The organism is Pseudophaeobacter sp. TrK17 (assembly GCF_042192375.1).
Lineage (GTDB): Bacteria > Pseudomonadota > Alphaproteobacteria > Rhodobacterales > Rhodobacteraceae > Pseudophaeobacter.
This window is the reverse complement of sequence record NZ_CP071700.1, coordinates 4,171,401-4,188,447: the sequence shown is the minus strand read 5'-3', so window position 1 is coordinate 4,188,447 and position 17,047 is coordinate 4,171,401. Positions and strand designations below refer to the sequence as shown.

The following is a 17,047-nucleotide window of genomic DNA, read 5'->3' as shown; positions in this document are numbered from 1 at the left end:
CGATAGAGTGAAGGGGGCGCAGATGATCAGACGGTTTGGCGCGGTGCCACGGCATAACCAGCGGTATCAGATGCGCCCCGGCGCCTATGCTATATTGCCGCGAAATGGGCGGTTTTTGCTGACCTGCCAGATGGACCCGCATCCCGATATCCAGCTGCCCGGCGGCGGTATCGATCCTGGAGAGTCACCCCTGCCCGCTCTGCACCGCGAAGTCTATGAAGAAACCGGCTGGTCCATTGCTGCACCTCAAAGGCTTGGAGCATTTCGGCGCTACACTTTCATGCCAGAATACGATCTCTGGGCAGAAAAACTGTGCCACATCTACCTGGCGCGCCCTCTGCGCAAACTGGGGCCGCCGACAGAATCCCAGCATGAGGCGGTTTGGATGTCGCCAGAGGAGGCGATTCAACGCCTGGGAAATGACGGTGATCGCCATTTTGCCACTCTGTTCTACAGCCGCAACCAAGCCAAAACACAGCCCAAATGCTCCCGCCCCTTTTTGAAGGGCTAACGCCAATCAACAGGGTTGGGCCGGGCAGCACGCCAAGGCGTGCTGCTGTTGGCGAGCTTTTCTCAGGGGAGCAGGGCACATTTGCCTGTTTTCACGTTTGCCTGTTTTAAAAACTCAAACCGACGCGCAACCGCAGACCGCATTTGCGGTCTGCCGGGCCCAACAAGAGCGGATTATCTTTGATAATCTGACGATTGGCGGGAGCTCCCCCTGGGCTTGAACAGAGGAATGCCGCTGATCTGAAGACCTAAGTGTTCCATCCCGGACGATCACATAGATCCTCGCCGATCCGCATTTTTCATGGCAAGATCGGTTTTCGGTGACATTCGGGAGGGCGCTTAATGCTGATCCATCTTCATAACCAAGCGACAACAACGCCTAAGATACGGGCTGCCATCCAGGCGAGCGACGAGCCTGCATGGGTTCTGGCTGAGCGTTTTGGCACAACCGAACAGACAGTTTGGAAATGGCGCAAGCGCGACAGTGTCCATGACCGTAGCCATACCGCTCATCGGCTGCAAACGACGTTGACGCCTGCTCAGGAGGCCGTTGTGGTTGCGCTGCGCAAGATGCTGCTAGTGTCGCTGGATGACCTGCTGGCCGTGGTGCGGGAGTTTCTGAACCCGGACGTCTCGCGCTCTGGACTGGATCGGTGTCTGCGGCGGCATGGGGTCGGCAACCTGCGCGATCTTAAGCCAAAGGCCGCCCGCCCAAAGCAGAGCGCCTTCAAGGCATACGAGCCGGGATATCTGCATATCGACGTGAAGTACCTGCCACAGATGGCTGATCAAACTTCCCGCCGGTATCTGTTTGTTGCCATTGATCGGGCTACACGCTGGGTTTTTATCCGTATCTACAGCAGCAAGACAGCGGCCAACGCGCGCCGCTTTTTGCGTGATCTAGAGCGGGCTTGCCCACTTCGCATCCGAACCATACTCACAGACAATGGAAAGGAGTTCTCCGACCGTCTCTTTGGCCTGCGCAAGCGCGAACAAAGCGGAAAACATGATTTCGACAAGCTCTGCGCCGAACTGGACATCGAACACCGTCTGACGCCGCAAAGATCGCCCCAAACAAACGGCATGGTCGAGCGCTTCAACGGTCGCATCGAAGACGTGCTGCAAAGCCACCACTTCCGATCAGGCGAAGAACTGGAGACCACGCTGCACCGCTATGTTTGGCTCTACAACCAACAGCTTCCGCAATCAGCCTTGGGCAGCAAGACGCCCTTGCAAGCGATGAAGCACTGGCACAAACTCAAACCAGAACTGTTCAACAAACTGCCATACTACCGTCCGGGATGTGACAGCTAAGGGGCCTCGCTTTTGCCCTCAGGGGCCCTCATATTCAAACAGAGTTGCGGACACATCGTCCTCTAGCCCGTATTCCTGCGACAGGATCTGAGTGAGGTTCCAGTACAGATCATCCAGGAATTCCTTGCCGCTCTGACGCGAATCGCATTTGCTGATCAGATCCAGCAGGCCTTCAACCTCGAGCATCTCGCCGTTCTCAAGCCGCGCTTCGGTAAAGCCATCAGAATAGAGCAACAGCCGGTCACCCTTCTCCAGAACCACTTCTTCCTGGCTATAACTGATATCCGGCACCAAACCGATTGGAACGCCACCTTTGCCCAAAAATTCGGTGCTGCCATCCCGTCGTAACAGCAAGGGATGCGGATGCCCCGCCTGCACCATCTTCAGCAAACCGCTGCGCAGATCTACGATACAATAGGCCATGGTGAAGTATTCTTCGATGCCGGTATCGGCAATCAGGCGAGCGTTCAGCAAACGGGCCACCTCATCCGGTTGACGCAACGCGTAGAACCGTTTGAACCGCTGCTCCATCCCGACATTCTGATCAAAATAGGTCGAAGACAGATAGCCCCCCAGACGGGCTGTCATCATCGCCGAGGTAATCCCGTGGCCGGACACATCAATCGAATAAAAGCCGATCCGATTCACCCCTGGGCAAAACATGCCAACCAAATCGCCACCGATATGGCCACAGGGTTTGAGCAACAGGCTCACGGTAGAAGACCCAAACTCCTTTGAGAGTTCGGGCACCAGAGATTCCTGTATCTTGCGGGCCTGAATGAGATCTTGGTCGATGGCATCGTAGACGCTCTGCAACTCATCCAGAGTGTCAGAAACGATTCGGTTCTTTTCTGACAGCTCTCGCTGCATTTTTAGGATACGTTCCCCTGCCGAAATCCGCGCCCGCAGCTCATCCGAGCTCACCGGCTTGGTCAGGAAATCATCCGCCCCGGCATCCAGACCTTCGGCCACCTCATTCTTTTCACTTTTGGAGGTCAGCAGGATGAAATAGGCATAGTTGTCTTTGGATTGTTCGCGAAAGGCCTGGCAAAATTCCAGGCCATTCATCCCCGGCATCATCCAATCGCTGAGAATCAAATCAGGCGGATCTTGCCGGCAAATCTCCATTGCTGCGGCTCCGCTTTCGGCCTCAACAACATCGAATCCCCATTTCTGCAAAGAGGCAACCAGAATGCGGCGCTGCAAACGGCTGTCGTCGACCACCAACACACGGTTGATAGACCCGCTCATAGCGTGTTCCTCGTTGTCCAGTGAACTGTCCGGCAGCACCCTCGGTACCTCTTACAAAATGATCGCGGTCTTCTATCTGCTGTCACTATCAGGGCAGACCTTTAATAGGATATGAATATTGAAAATTGTCTCTCGCCCCCTTTTTCACCTTAAATTTACTACATACAAACTAACTGTCTCTCTCAAACTGAAGGCAAATAGGAACACGCAATGATAGATTGGCCTCGGGTAAACGAGCTGAAAGACGAGATCGGTCAAGATGATTTCGGCGAAGTTGTGGAACTTTTTCTGGAAGAAGTCGAAGAAATTATCAAAAAACTTCGTGACGATGATCGCAGCCAGCTTGAACAGGACCTGCATTTTCTCAAGGGCTGCGCCCTAAATCTCGGGTTTGACAGCTTTTCAAAGCTCTGCCTGCAAGGTGAACGTCAGGCTGCTGAAGGCCAGGCCAGCGAAGTCGATCTGCCGGCGATTCTTGATATGTTTGAAGCTTCAAAACACAGCTTTCTCACGGAACTTCCCAATCAAGGCTAGTTTACATCACTCCGGTGTTTGACGTTTGTCACTTTAATTTTATCAAATTTTACAAAAATCTAACGCCCTTTCTTTGATCTGCGGACTGTAACCTGGGTTGGCCTGTTGCGGCCAGCCTGCCCGCCCTGCTGGCGGCCCCGGTTGCGGCAACCAGACGACGTCCTGTCAACCGGCATCACCAGGCCTCCCCCTCTGTGCCATCCTTCAAATCAGAAACTGAGCCAGAGTCTCATCATTGGTGATATCTGTGTAGGACATACCCGCGTCATCCAGCCGTGCTAAAAAGTCCGTAAAGTTTTCTGGCCGTTTGGTTTCGATCCCAATCAGGACCGAGCCAAAATTGCGGGCCGACTTTTTCAAATATTCAAATCGGGCAATATCATCCTCAGGCCCCAGAATGCCCAGGAACTCTTTTAATGCGCCGGGTCGCTGTGGCAGCCGCAGTAAAAAGTATTTTTTCACGCCAGAGTATCGCTGCGCCCGTTCTTTGACCTCGGGGAGGCGCTCAAAATCAAAATTCCCGCCAGAGGTAACGCAAACAACCGTCTTGCCCCGAATCCAGGTCCGCAGATCGCCCAGTGCTTCGATGGCCAAAGCGCCGGCTGGTTCCAAGACGATTCCCTCGACGTTCAGCATTTCGACCATGGTGGTGCAAACCCGGTCTTCAGGCAGCGCGATCACATCTGGCAAAGCCACATGTTTCAGCACCTCAAAAGGGCGCTCGCCCAGCCGCCCCACCGCTGCGCCATCAACAAAGGTATCCACCTTGTCCAAGGACACTGGGCGTCCAGCTGTCAGCGCCGCGCGCAGGCAGGCACCGCCCGCAGGTTCCACAAAAAGACTATGCACCCGGTCGCCAAACCAGCTGGTCACCCCGGCGGACATACCGCCGCCGCCCACCGGCAAAATCACATGATCGGGGACCCCACCCAACTGCGCTTCGATCTCTACTGCGATGGAGCTTTGGCCTTCGATCACATCTGGATCGTCAAAGGGCGACAAGAAATGCCCGCCTTCACGGGCGCACCACTCCTGCGCTGCCGTCAAGGTGTCGTCAAAATAGTCACCGACCAAATGGATCTCGACATTGTCACCACCAAACATCCGGGTTTTCTGGATCTTTTGCTGCGGTGTGGTCACCGGCATAAAGATCACGCCTTTGACGGCCATGTGTTTGCACATAAAGGCAACGCCCTGTGCGTGATTGCCGGCTGAAGCACAGACAAACAGCTCCTTGCCAGGTTGCTTGCGCATGGCATTAAAGGCACCACGGATTTTGTAAGACCGGACCGGGCTCAGATCCTCACGCTTGAGGTAAATTTCCGCCCCGAAGCGCTCGGACAGGTGGACATTCTTTTGCAGCGGCGTGGGCGGAAACACATCGCGCATCGCCGCCTCGGCCGCACGGGCCTGGGTCATAAAATCGGTCATATCCCTTGATTGGCGCAACCCCGCCCCCAAGGCAAGGGGGCAGGATCAAAGCATACCGAAGAATACCAATCCGGGCTTTGTCAGATCGGGCGGCCTTCGATGTAGTGACCATAAAGTGTGGTGAGGATGCTGACGTTGACCAAAGACATGACCAACAACACTGCATAGAGAACAATCGGCCCAATGATTGGCACCAACACAAACAGAGCCGCCATGATGTTCAGCAACAGTTGAAACAAGAAACCAATAAAAATAAGCCCAACAATGGTCCAGGTTTCGCCCGTGGTTGCCTCCCATGCTTCTTTGATCTTCAGTGACTTACCAATGGCCGCAGCAGGAAGCACCGGCAACAGGCGGTACAGCCCAACCACAGCAGAAAGCACCAGAATAATGGCAAAGACACCTGCTAGAACTGGTGACATCGCACTCAAGCCAAACATCACAATCGCCGCAGGTATCATCGCGATCATCATCAAGATCCCGAGCATAAGAGCATGCCCGATGTAAGAGAGAATGCGGTCAAACCGAAACGGCGGAACCCATCCCTGCGGGTATTCTTCCAGCAGCACAAAGCGGTGCCAGGAGGTCACGATCCACAACATCATGATCATCACAAACACCCAGGTGGCGAAGAAAACCATCCAACTATTGGCAATCAACAGCCCCAAAGCCTGCTCATCCTGAAGGACAGAAACAGACACTCCGATATATGAAAGCGCGGCAAAGACACCGACAAAAGCAATCACCACAGGCACCAGCCCAATCTGCAGGGCTTGTTTCAGGTTGCGAAACACCATCCCAAAGGAATGGGCAAAAATCGACCAAGACTTCATCTAAATTCTCTCCATCACAATACTGCGGCTTATGTCGCACGCTATGCGAGTGCGCAATACAGGAAAAGGCCAGTAAACCTTGCCCTCACGTTCGAAACCCGCTATCGCCCAGTCGATCTGACTGAGAGGAAATTCTATGTCCGCGCCCAAGAAAGTTGTGCTGGCCTATTCCGGTGGCCTTGATACCTCAATCATCCTGAAATGGCTGCAGACCGAATATGGCTGCGAAGTTGTTACCTTCACCGCCGATCTCGGCCAGGGTGAAGAGCTGGAGCCCGCCCGCCAAAAGGCTGAGCTGCTAGGCATCAAGCCGGAAAACATCTACATTGAGGACGTCCGCGAAGAGTTCGTGCGCGATTTTGTCTTCCCGATGTTCCGCGCCAATGCCGTCTATGAGGGTCTCTATCTGCTGGGCACCTCAATCGCGCGTCCGCTGATCTCCAAACGTCTGGTTGAGATCGCCGAAGCCACTGGCGCTGATGCCGTGGCCCATGGCGCCACCGGCAAGGGCAACGACCAGGTGCGTTTTGAGCTGGCCGCCTATGCGCTGAACCCCGACATCAAGGTGATCGCACCCTGGCGTGAATGGGACCTGACCTCACGCACCCGCCTGCTGGAGTTTGCTGAGCAAAACCAGATCCCCGTCGCCAAAGACAAACGTGGCGAAGCGCCGTTCTCGGTTGACGCAAACCTGTTGCACACCTCTTCTGAGGGCAAAGTGCTGGAAGATCCCGCCGTCATGGCGCCAGACTACGTCTACCAGCGCACCGTTCATCCCGAAGATGCGCCAAATGAGCCCGAGTTCATCGAAGTCGGCTTTGAAAAGGGCGATGCTGTCTCGATCAATGGTGAGGCCATGTCGCCCGCCACCATCCTGACCAAGCTGAATGAATACGGCGGCAAGCACGGCTGCGGCCGTCTCGACCTGGTTGAGGGTCGCTTTGTTGGCATGAAGTCGCGCGGCATCTACGAAACCCCCGGCGGCACCCTGCTGCTGGAGGCGCACCGCGGCATCGAGAGCATCACCATGGACCGTGGCGCCATGCACCTCAAAGACGAGCTGATGCCAAAATACGCCGAGCTGATCTACAACGGCTTCTGGTACAGCCCCGAGCGTGAGATGCTGCAAGCCGCCATCGACGCCAGCCAGACCCATGTCACCGGCACTGTGCGTCTCAAACTCTACAAAGGCTCCGCCACCTGCGTTGGCCGCTGGTCGGACCACACGCTCTACTCCGAAGCCCATGTGACCTTTGAAGAAGATGCCGGCGCCTATGATCAGACCGATGCAGCGGGCTTTATCCAGCTCAATGCACTGCGTCTTAAACTACTGGCCGCCCGCGATCGTCGCTTGAAAAAGTAAGTGGCCTTACACACTAAATTTTTGAAAGGGCCGCACCAATTGGTGTGGCCCTTTTTGCTACCGTTATCTGGCGAGATCAGAAAACTCATGATAGCAGCCGTGATTGGCTGTCCACCCACCCCCTAAGCCGCGACCGCATCCGAAATATTGATAGTTTCAAAGAGCGTCTGGCGCAGTAGTTCTGCATCCGCTAGGGTCTGGAAAATATCGGCGCAGACGGAGTTTGGGCCCGCATTTCCCAAGTAACTTGACGTTTTCGCGCCTCCAACGGCCACTAATGTGTTATATTTCAGTATGTTAATTTGGCTGAAGGTGGTGGATTATGGATCACCCAGAGGGTGCACGCGAAACGGGTGATGGGCGGCTCAGTTTTGACCGCCGGGTCCGGCTGGAGTTTCATGGTTCCAAGATCAGCTCGGACGGTGGATTACTGTTGTTCAGGGAATTGGATGAAGTGCTCGGCCTGCACGACATTGCGGGCGGATTTCTGAGAGACACGCGAACTGGCCACAATCGCCTGCACTCACTGGTCGGCTTGTTGCGCCAGTCGGTCTTTGGGCGGCTGGCCGGATATGATGATGTTAATGACGCGGACCGTTTATCGCTTGATCCGGTGATGCGGCAGGTCGTTGGAGGGCGTGCCGTTGAGGCCAAGGCCGCGTCTGCGAGCCAGATGGGACGGTTCGAGACCGAGGTGTTGGCGGCAACCGACAATCGCACTGTGCTGGCGGATTTATCAGGACACTGGATCGACCGGGTTCACAATCGCAAACCGCCCAAGTGGATCACGCTCGACATGGACAGTTCAGTCAGTCCCACCCACGGCGCGCAAGAAGGCACCGCTTGGAACGGGCATTTCGGCTGCATGTGCTATCACCCGCTGTTCGTCTTCAACCAGTTTGGCCATTTGGAACGCTGCGCCCTGCGCCCCGGCAATGTTCACAGCGCAGATGGGTGGGAAGAGGTTCTGAAGCCCGTCATCGCGCGATATGCGGATCGTCACCTGATGCGGTTCTTCCGGGGGGATGCTGCGTTCGCCATCCCGGAGCTATACAAAACTCTGGAACTGGAAAACTATTTCTACGCCATCCGCCTTCGGGCCAATCGCGTTCTTCAGGGCAAGATTGCGCATCTGCTCAAGCGCCCTGTGGGTCGTCCGCCAAAAGGCGTGAAGCGCATCTACGGCGACTTCCAATATCAGGCGGCATCTTGGGACAAACCTCGTCGTGTCATCGCCAAGGTGGAATGGCATCCCAGCGAGTTGTTCCCGCGCGTGGGCTTCGTGGTCACCAACATGCCGATGGAACCCGACTGGATCATCCGCTTCTACAACCAACGCGGCACCGCCGAGCAATACATCAAGGAAGGCAAGCAGGCGATCAACTGGACCCGTTTGTCCTGCAAAGGCATGGCGCAGAACGAGGTGCGGCTGCAACTCCATGCACTGGCTTACAATATCGGTGCCTTCCTACAGGGCACTGATCTACCTGATGAGATAGCCGACTGGTCACTGACAAGCCTGCAGACGCGATTGATCAAGATTGGTGCGAGGGTTGTGCGTCACGCCCGTGCAATCACCTTCCAACTGGCCGAGGTGGCTGTCAGCGGCGATCTGTTCAACCGCATCCTTGCGGCCATACATCGGCTGCGCGCACCGCCGGTTCCCTAATGACAACATCGTTAATCATAAAACCTGAACAAAAGCGGCTCAACCGGTCTATCCATACGGGGGTCGGTCAGACCAATATCCGGATCAACCTCGCCCCCGAGACCGGAAATCGTGCTCAGTTCGCGCGTCAGATGCCCGAACAACGGCACCATGGGTCCAAGAGGCTTGATAGGAGCGCAGAACAGCGGCAAGGTGGGCGGGAGGACGTTCCACTTGGGGAATGTCAGTTGGGATGACTGATCAAGAGGATGACCTCTTTGAAGATGATTTCGCGGAAGAGCTGGAGATGTTTGTCGAAGCCCAGGACACTGTCTGGGCAGATGTCTTGGCAGAGCTGAAATCCGGCAAGAAAACCGGCCATTGGATGTGGTTCGTCTTTCCGCAGCTGGCGGAACTTGGCCAGTCCCATATGGCGCAACTTTACGGCATCGAAGACCTGTCAGAAGCCACTGCTTTTCTAGGCCATGACGTCCTGCGCGCCCGACTGATCGAAGTTTCCGAGCTGATGCTCACACATCAGGATCAAGACCCTGCAGCCATTCTGGGCACCACAGACGCCAAAAAACTACGCTCCAGCATGACGCTTTTTGCCGCCACCCCTGGCGCACCCGATGTCTTCGCCGAGGTCCTCGCCACATTCTTTGCAGCCAGCCCCTGCGACGTGACCCTCGAAGCGATCGCCTAAACAGACTTTAATTTGGGCGTCCTGCCACTTCATCGGTTGCTTTCCCCATCGTCAAGGTTGCGAGCGAAGCTGCGCTCGCTTACCCCTTTGGTGACAGTCTCAAGAGGTAATCCGATGGCGCTACACGACATTGCACAAGGTATATCCAAAGAGCTTCAGGGCAAAAGTTTTGCAGGCTCGTTGAAGTTTGATTGTGGCAGCGACGGCGTGATTATTCTGGCAAATGGCACTGCATCAACCACCGACCGTGACACGGATTGCACCATAAAACTCTCTCAGGACAATCTGTTAAAACTGCTGACCGGAAAGTTAAATCCAATGACCGGTGTGATGATGGGTAAGCTCAAAATCTCCGGCGATATGGCCACGGCGATGAAGCTGGGTAAGCTGATCGGCTGAGCTTTCATCTTGCCCCAAATACCTTGGGGGGAGCGCCTTTGGCGCAGGGGGCAAAGCCCCCCACTCCTGCCCTGGTCAGATCTTTTGCGCTTTCATCGTCTCATAATAGGGCATGGCCGCCTCCAACACCGGACGTAAATGCTCCGGCACCTCTGGCAAAGGGCCTTCCCGCCCGGCAAACCCGGATGAGTTCCACACCGCACCATACCAAACCGGCGCCCATACGCCATCGTTGGGATGTCCGCCCGGGGGCCAACGCAGCATTTTGGACGAAAACGGCAGACCAAGCCTGTCGCAAAGCTGTTCCAGCTTGGTCGCTGGGTCGTCGCGGATATCGTGGCTGTCGACGACGACGGGGTCCTGGCCCCAGCTTCGGCACAGTTCAAACAGCTCTGCCTGCTGGCGGAAACCAATATCATCCAGCGTCGGGTTTTCCCGTTTCGCCGCATATGAGGCAATCACCCGCGCCGGATGACGGATCAGGAACACATTGGTCACCTGCCGCATCCAGTCACGCGGCACCCCGTCAATCATGTGCTGGGTCATGTGTTTTTGATAAAAATAGGGCTTTGCGGCCGGCACCGGCCCTACCAGCGCCTGTGCAACCTCGATGGCCTCTTGTAATTGGCTCTCCAGGATCTCTTCCCGCATGGGATGCTGCAAACCCGTCAGGGCTAGATAGGCCGCATAAAAGGGTTCATCCACCACCGCACAATCGCCGCGATTGCCAAAGGCATACATCATTGCAGTAGACAGGTTGCGCGGGCCAGACCACATGGCAATTCGCATCAGGCGCACTCCGCTTCGATCATCGCTTTATAAAGCCCCCGAATAAGTTCGGTGACCGGCCCCATTTCACCACTGCCAATCTGGCGCCCGTCAATATCTCCAACTGGTGTCTGAGCGCCAAAGGTCCCCGTTAGAAAGGCCTCATCGGCCCCATAGGTATCCACCAAGGAATAGTTTCGCTCAAACACCGGGATGTCATTGGCGCGGCACAGGTCGATGACCTTTTGCCGGGTGATGCCATTCATGCAGTAATCGCCAGTCGAGGTCCAAACCGCGCCCCTGCGCACGATGAAAAAGTTACAGGCGTTGGTGGTGTTCACAAAGCCATTCACATCCAGCATCAACCCCTCGTCAGCGCCAGCCTTTTCGGCGGCGATACAGGCGAGGATGCAGTTCAGTTTGGAATGAGAATTGAGTTTTGGATCCTGGGTCATCGGCAGCCCCCGCAGATGCGGTACCGTGGCCAGCCGAATGGGACGCGGCAGATTGGGCTTGGAGTGCTCCATGATGATCACCATGGTTGGCCCCTGCTGCGACAGCGATGGATGCTGGAAGGGGCGGGTTTTCACCCCGCGGGTGATCATCAGACGCGCATGGGCATCCGTGGTCATTTCATTGGCCTTTTGCGTGTCTAACACGGCCTGTTTGACGCCATCTCGGTCCAGACCAATATCCAGATCAATTGCCTTTGCCGCCTCGAACAACCGATCGAGATGTTCGTCGATAAAGGCCCAGGTTCCATTATACAGGCGCAGCCCTTCCCAGACGCCATCCCCCAGCATAAAGCCACTGTCATAGACACTCACCGTGGCCTGCGCCTTGGGGACGATTTGGCCGTTCAGATAGATCAGGATCTCTTCATTACGCTGGTCTTCTGTCGCCTGATGAGTGCTCATCTTCTCTGATTTTCTCGGGATGTCTTGCATTGGGGGGCTCCTTTTCCGGCACGCTAGAAGGATTGGATCCAATTTCCAAGCGGTAACTTGCGCTCACCTCCCCGTGACATTTGATGACACAGGGTTGAGCCAAACCCAAAGCCTCGGCAGTTTGGTCAAAACGGAGGTCAACATGCAGATTTTCAAAACCCTTAAACCCGTCGCCCTTACTGTATTTATGCTTCTCGCCCTCGTGTTGCGCGGCCAAGAGGCCGAGGCCCAAACCCAAGAGACGCTCACCCTTGCTGGGGGGTGTTTCTGGTGTGTGGAAAGCGATTTTGAATCAGTGCCAGGGGTGGTTGACGCCATTTCAGGCTACACCGGGGGGCACACAGTGAACCCGACCTACAGCGAGGTTGGTAAGGGAAACACGGGCCATTTTGAGGCGGTTGAAATTCGGTTTGACCCCAGCCGTGTCAGCCGTGCTGATCTTCTGGATATGTTTTTCCGCTCCATTGATCCCACCGATGCAGGCGGCCAGTTTTGTGATCGTGGAGAGACCTACCGTACCGCTGTTTTTGTCTCTAACCCAGGCGAAAAGGCCCTTGCTGAAAAAGCACTGGCCAAGGCTGAGGCGGAGCTGGGACAAAAGATTGTCACGCCAATTCTGAATGCAGACACCTTTTACCGCGCCGAAGACTACCACCAAGATTACTACAAAGGCAGCAAGTTGATCTTTACCCGGTTTGGGCCAAAACGTCAGGCTGCAGCGTATAAACGCTACCGTCAGGCCTGTGGCCGCGACGCACGTGTGCTGCAGCTGTGGGGGAACGCCGCGCCCTTTGCGCAAGATCATTAAGGAGACGAAGCTCGGGACGCAGAAAACGGGAAGCCCCCTCTTGCGCTTTGCGCAATTCTCCCCTGGGATATTTTTGCCCAAATGAAACCCTGCAGATAATTAAAAGCGGGCGCTTTGCACCTCTTTGAGATCAGGAATGACATCTGCCGTGCCGTGCCGTGTGACCATCAGCGCCGCTGCCCGCGCCGCAAGGGACATTGCTTGAGGCATCGGCAAGCCCCGGTCCAAGGCCGACAGCACATAGCCCGTAAAGGTATCACCGGCCCCTGTGGTATCAACTGGTGTAACCGGCAAAGCCGCCACATCCAAAGCCTGACCAGAACTGGCACTGTAATGGCGCGCGCCTTGGGCGCCGAGGGTGACAATCACGTCAGCGACGCCCAGCGCATTCGCAGATTGGCCCGTCACCTGTTGCAATTGCTCGGCCTCAACCTGGTTCAGAAACAACAGATCCAGGTAGGGCAGAACCTGGCGCACGGCCTGGGCGTCAAAAGGTGCGGCAGCATAGGCCACCCTGAGCCCCAATTCCCGGGCCATTTTTGCGGCTTCCGCCTGCAAATTGGTTTCGTTTTGCAGCACCAGAATATCGCCGGCATTGGCGGTGCTAAGCGCCTGACCAATCTGATCTTCTGAAATGGCCCGATTGGCACCGGGATAAAGAATGATCTGATTCTCACCAGCCTGATCCACCGCAATGATGGCGTGGCCTGTGGGCAGATCCAGCGTCGCAATCGAGCGGGTATCAACGCCATATTCCATCAGACGCGCGACCGCCCAATCCCCTTCGGGGCCAACAGCGCCGATGTGATGCACCACAGAGCCGGCGCGGGCGGCGGCGACCGACATATTGGCCCCCTTGCCGCCCAGGAACTGGTCCAATCCACTTGCCGCCAGGGTTTCACCGGCGACTGGCAGATGCGGCATGGTGTAAACTATATCCGCATTGATTGAGCCCAGATTCCAGATTGCCATGGCTTTACCCGATGTTGCAGGCAGCCAGGACCGCCATGTTCAGCACGTCATTGGCGGTGGAGGTGGTGGAACAGATCTGGATTGATTTATCGACCCCAGACAGGATTGGCCCCACAACCGTGGCGCCCCCCATTTCCTGCATCAGCTTAACCGAGATCGAAGCCGAGTGCCGCGCTGGCACGATAAGAATATTCGCCGGTCCAGTCAGACGCTGGAAGGGGTAGGCCTCTTGTGCGGCGGCATTGAGCGCCACATCGACGGTCATTTCGCCTTCATACTCAAAATCCACGCCGCGTTTGTCCAGTACGGCCGGCGCGAGGTGCATTTTCTCTGCCCGCTCCGAGACCGGATAGCCAAAGGTAGAGAAGCTGACAAAGGCCACCCGAGGATCAAGCCCCATATGGCGGGCAACGCCGGCAGCGCGCTCGGCAATATTGGCGAGATCGTTTTCATCCGGCCATTCATGCACCAAGGTATCGCCAATCAACACGATCCGGCCCTTGTGCAACAGCGCAGTTACGCCAGCGGCGCCATGGGCATTATCGGCATCAAACACATGGTTGATCTGGTCCAGAATATGCGCCGATTTGCGGGTCGCCCCAGTCACCAAACCATCGCCATGACCGTGGGCCAGCATCAGGGCCGAGAACACATGGCGGTCACGCCCCACCAGGCGATGCACGTCCTTGCGGTCAAAACCTTTGCGCTGCAGGCGTTTGTAGAGAAAGTCCTTATAGACATCAAAATGCGTGGTATTGGCGGCATTAACGATTTCAAGCTCACGCACGGCATCGGCGAGCCCTGCAACTTCCAGCTTTTGTTTCACGTCCTCGCTACGGCCCACAACCAGTGCCTTGCCAAAGCCAGAGCGCTGGTAGTTGACAGCAGCGCGCAGTACCCGTGGGTCATCGCCCTCGGCAAAGATCATCCGGCTTTGCGCTGAGCGTGCCCGCGCATTCAGCCCACGCAGGATCGAGGCGGTTGGATCCATACGACCTTTGAGACCAATCTCATAGGCTTCCATATCAATGATGGGACGGCGCGCGGCACCGGTATCCATGCCGGCCTTGGCAACGGCAGGGGGGATACGGTGAATCAAGCGCGGGTCAAATGGGGTGGGAATGATGTAATCGCGACCAAAGGTCAGCGATTTGCCATAGGCCAGCGCCACCTCGTCCGGCACGTCTTCGCGCGCCAGGGCCGCCAGAGCATGGGCACAGGCAATTTTCATCTCGTCGTTGATAGCGCGGGCATGGATGTCCAGCGCGCCACGGAAGAGATAAGGAAAGCCAAGCACGTTATTGACCTGGTTGGGGTAATCCGAACGTCCCGTCGCGACGATTGCGTCAACGCGCACCTCATGGGCCTCTTCCGGGGTGATTTCCGGATCGGGGTTTGCCATGGCAAAAATCACCGGATTGTCGGCCATGGATTTCACCATGTCCTGGGTCACAGCCCCCTTGACCGAAACACCAAGAAACACATCTGCACCTTCCATCGCCTGTTCCAGCGAGCGCAGTTCAGTAGTGACGGCATGGGCCGATTTCCACTGGTTCATGCCTTCGGTTCGGCCCTGATAGATCACGCCTTTGGTGTCGCAGACGATGCAGTTTTCGTGCCGCGCGCCCATGCGTTTCAGCAGTTCGATACAGGCAATGCCCGCCGCCCCTGCCCCATTCAGCACGATGCGTACGTCTTCGATCTTTTTCCCCGAAATATGCAAGGCATTGATCAGACCAGCGGCGCAGATCACGGCGGTGCCGTGCTGGTCATCGTGGAAAACCGGGATATCCATCTCTTCCTTGAGCTTTTGCTCAATGATGAAACACTCCGGCGCCTTGATGTCCTCCAGGTTGATGCCACCAAAGGTCGGCCCCATCAGACGCACTGCTTCGATGAACTTGTCCGGATCTTCGGTGTCCAGCTCGATATCAATCGAGTTCACATCGGCAAAGCGTTTGAAGAGAACGGATTTCCCTTCCATCACCGGTTTAGATCCTAATGCACCAAGATTGCCCAGACCCAGGACCGCCGTCCCGTTAGAGATCACCGCCACAAGGTTGCCCTTGTTGGTATAATCATAAGCGGTTTCGGGGTTGGCAGCGATGGCTTCGCAGGGGACCGCAACACCGGGTGAATAGGCAAGCGACAGATCGCGCTGTGTCGTCATCGGGACGGTGGCGTTGATCTCCCATTTGCCGGGGGTTGGATCCAAGTGAAAGGCCAGAGCCTCTTCGTCGGTGATCTTTGCTTTGGGCATGGGGTTTCAGCGTCCTCTCCTAGTCGCGCCCAGTCATAGCTCAGCCTTTCGCCCCCCTCAATCCGCCGCAGCAATATTTTCCTGCGGCGGTTTCACCTAAAATGCCGATAAAATGTGGAGGTATTCGCCACATTTCTGCCACATTTTTGCCAGCTCAGCGCTCCAATTTCTAACCAAGATCTTAACAGGTAAACCCAAGCTTAAAGCGGCTTCCTCAGTTTGCGCCAAGCAACTCACGTCAGAATGACCTATCGCCCCCGTGGTTTCAGGGGCAATTTTCTTGGCTAAGCGTTTAGTGTAAAAGGAAAAGTATATGACGAGTATTCAGTTTAACTCTGGCTCCTCGACGGCGCTGCAGCTTTTGGGCGGCGCGGTTCAGGAAAAAGAGCAAGCCCAGGAAGAAGTCTCTACCGGTAAGAAAATCAATTCAGCAAAGGACCAGGCTGCGCTCTGGGCGATTACTCAAGTGATGGAAAGCGATACAAGCGCCTATGCCGCAGTCTCTGACACACTGTCCCTGAACGAAGCGACCACATCTGTTGCCGCCTTAGGTGCCGAGCAAGCCACCGAGATTCTGACAGAAATGAAAGAACTGGCGATCCTTGGAACCTCCGGTCTGGTGGATTTTGCCAAACTAGAAGAGCAAATGGTCCAAAAGACAGAACAGTTGAACAATGTGATCTCTTCCACCCAGTTCAACGGCGTCAATCTGCTGAAGACGGATATTGACGGCACCGGCAATACCTCTTTGACGGTTCCAGAGGCCGTGTCACGCGACGGCTCCTCAGCGCTCGCCGGGTTGGCCAGCTTTTCTGTCGACAGTCTCGATTTTGAAGGCAGCGCCGATTTCGATATCAACAGCCGTACCGCGATCACCGACAGTGCTTCGGCCCTGACCGCTCTGGGTGAGATCGAGGGGTTCTTCAACTTTGCCAGCGAAGGCGCTGCCAGGATGGGAGCCGCCACCAGTCGCATCACCAATCAGAATGAATTCATTGGTAAACTGGCGGATGCGACGCGATCCGGCACCAGTGCCCTTCGGGATGCAAACATCGAAGATGCCGCCGCCAGGCTAAAATCAGCAAGCGTCGCGGTCCAGCTGGGCCAAACCTCGCTTGCCATCGCCAATGCCTCGCCTCAGACCCTGCTGGCGATCTCCTGATCCGTTTCAGACCTAGCACAACTCCTCCAGCGACCTTGTCCCGGCGTGTCTCTTCTCACCGCCGGGACATCTCGTTCTGATTTTGGTTTTCCTTCCCCGGCCCCCACTGTAGACATCCTGCATTCACCACCGGGAGAGCAG

Annotated in this window: 17 protein-coding genes; 9 read left to right on the top strand and 8 right to left on the bottom strand. The window is 56.0% G+C overall.

Going from position 1 to position 17,047, the window contains the following annotated elements; genetic code table 11:
• Positions 1-22: 22 nt before the first annotated feature.
• Positions 23-511 carry an NUDIX hydrolase gene (locus tag JZI28_RS19990; protein WP_375698728.1) on the top strand — a complete coding sequence of 163 codons (489 nt, stop codon included), beginning with the start codon at positions 23-25 and terminating at the stop codon, positions 509-511.
• Positions 512-852: 341 nt separating this feature from the next.
• On the top strand, positions 853-1,824 hold the full coding sequence (locus JZI28_RS19985; RefSeq protein WP_375698727.1) for an IS481 family transposase: 972 nt from the start codon (positions 853-855) through the stop codon (positions 1,822-1,824).
• Between the two features lie 18 nt (positions 1,825-1,842).
• Here the strand turns inward: JZI28_RS19985 and JZI28_RS19980 are convergent, their stop codons facing one another.
• A complete protein-coding gene (locus tag JZI28_RS19980; protein ID WP_375698726.1) occupies positions 1,843-3,114 on the bottom strand; it encodes a PP2C family protein-serine/threonine phosphatase in 1,272 nt (423 codons plus the stop codon).
• Between the two features lie 171 nt (positions 3,115-3,285).
• Here JZI28_RS19980 and JZI28_RS19975 point away from each other — a divergent pair, with 171 nt between their 5' ends.
• Entirely contained in the window at positions 3,286-3,609 is a 324-nt protein-coding gene (locus JZI28_RS19975; protein ID WP_295449489.1) for an Hpt domain-containing protein, read from the top strand.
• A gap of 204 nt (positions 3,610-3,813) precedes the next feature.
• Here JZI28_RS19975 and ilvA read toward each other — a convergent pair whose 3' ends face one another.
• Together ilvA and JZI28_RS19965 are read right to left on the bottom strand one after the other, a co-directional pair.
• A complete protein-coding gene (ilvA, locus tag JZI28_RS19970; RefSeq protein WP_348154192.1) occupies positions 3,814-5,040 on the bottom strand; it encodes a threonine ammonia-lyase IlvA in 1,227 nt (408 codons plus the stop codon).
• A gap of 80 nt (positions 5,041-5,120) precedes the next feature.
• The gene (locus tag JZI28_RS19965; RefSeq protein ID WP_297341997.1) at positions 5,121-5,873 is read right to left on the bottom strand and encodes a hypothetical protein; all 753 of its coding nucleotides are present in this window, start codon (positions 5,871-5,873) and stop codon (positions 5,121-5,123) included.
• A gap of 136 nt (positions 5,874-6,009) precedes the next feature.
• Here JZI28_RS19965 and JZI28_RS19960 point away from each other — a divergent pair, with 136 nt between their 5' ends.
• Both JZI28_RS19960 and JZI28_RS19955 read left to right on the top strand, forming a co-directional pair.
• Positions 6,010-7,236 carry an argininosuccinate synthase gene (locus JZI28_RS19960; RefSeq protein WP_295449480.1) on the top strand — a complete coding sequence of 409 codons (1,227 nt, stop codon included), beginning with the start codon at positions 6,010-6,012 and terminating at the stop codon, positions 7,234-7,236.
• Between the two features lie 322 nt (positions 7,237-7,558).
• Positions 7,559-8,905, top strand: coding sequence for an IS1380 family transposase (locus JZI28_RS19955; protein WP_040176196.1), 1,347 nt, complete (start codon positions 7,559-7,561; stop codon positions 8,903-8,905).
• Positions 8,906-8,916: 11 nt separating this feature from the next.
• Here JZI28_RS19955 and JZI28_RS19950 read toward each other — a convergent pair whose 3' ends face one another.
• The gene (locus JZI28_RS19950; RefSeq protein WP_158441640.1) at positions 8,917-9,057 is read right to left on the bottom strand and encodes a hypothetical protein; all 141 of its coding nucleotides are present in this window, start codon (positions 9,055-9,057) and stop codon (positions 8,917-8,919) included.
• 80 nt (positions 9,058-9,137) lie between these two features.
• Between JZI28_RS19950 and JZI28_RS19945 the strand changes: the two genes are divergently transcribed.
• Entirely contained in the window at positions 9,138-9,590 is a 453-nt protein-coding gene (locus JZI28_RS19945; RefSeq protein ID WP_375698725.1) for a DUF1810 domain-containing protein, read from the top strand.
• 114 nt (positions 9,591-9,704) lie between these two features.
• Complete coding sequence (locus JZI28_RS19940) at positions 9,705-9,989, top strand: SCP2 sterol-binding domain-containing protein (RefSeq protein WP_375698724.1); 285 nt, start codon at positions 9,705-9,707, stop codon at positions 9,987-9,989.
• 75 nt (positions 9,990-10,064) lie between these two features.
• On the opposite strand, the gene JZI28_RS19935 is transcribed toward JZI28_RS19940, so the two are convergent.
• Both JZI28_RS19935 and JZI28_RS19930 read right to left on the bottom strand, forming a co-directional pair.
• Entirely contained in the window at positions 10,065-10,778 is a 714-nt protein-coding gene (locus tag JZI28_RS19935) for an HAD family hydrolase (RefSeq protein ID WP_375698723.1), read from the bottom strand.
• A complete protein-coding gene (locus JZI28_RS19930) occupies positions 10,778-11,704 on the bottom strand; it encodes a D-amino acid aminotransferase (protein ID WP_375698722.1) in 927 nt (308 codons plus the stop codon). Before JZI28_RS19930 ends, JZI28_RS19935 begins: the two co-directional genes overlap by 1 nt.
• A gap of 142 nt (positions 11,705-11,846) precedes the next feature.
• On the opposite strand from JZI28_RS19930, the gene msrA reads away from it, so the two are divergent.
• The gene (gene msrA, locus JZI28_RS19925; RefSeq protein WP_295449464.1) at positions 11,847-12,512 is read left to right on the top strand and encodes a peptide-methionine (S)-S-oxide reductase MsrA; all 666 of its coding nucleotides are present in this window, start codon (positions 11,847-11,849) and stop codon (positions 12,510-12,512) included.
• Between the two features lie 99 nt (positions 12,513-12,611).
• Here msrA and JZI28_RS19920 read toward each other — a convergent pair whose 3' ends face one another.
• Entirely contained in the window at positions 12,612-13,484 is an 873-nt protein-coding gene (locus tag JZI28_RS19920) for a ribokinase (RefSeq protein WP_375698721.1), read from the bottom strand.
• Between the two features lie 4 nt (positions 13,485-13,488).
• Positions 13,489-15,744, bottom strand: a complete 2,256-nt coding sequence (locus tag JZI28_RS19915; RefSeq protein ID WP_348154204.1) for an NADP-dependent malic enzyme — start codon at positions 15,742-15,744, stop codon at positions 13,489-13,491.
• 313 nt (positions 15,745-16,057) lie between these two features.
• Here JZI28_RS19915 and JZI28_RS19910 point away from each other — a divergent pair, with 313 nt between their 5' ends.
• The gene (locus JZI28_RS19910) at positions 16,058-16,906 is read left to right on the top strand and encodes a flagellin (protein ID WP_375698720.1); all 849 of its coding nucleotides are present in this window, start codon (positions 16,058-16,060) and stop codon (positions 16,904-16,906) included.
• The last annotated feature ends 141 nt before the right edge of the window (positions 16,907-17,047 follow it).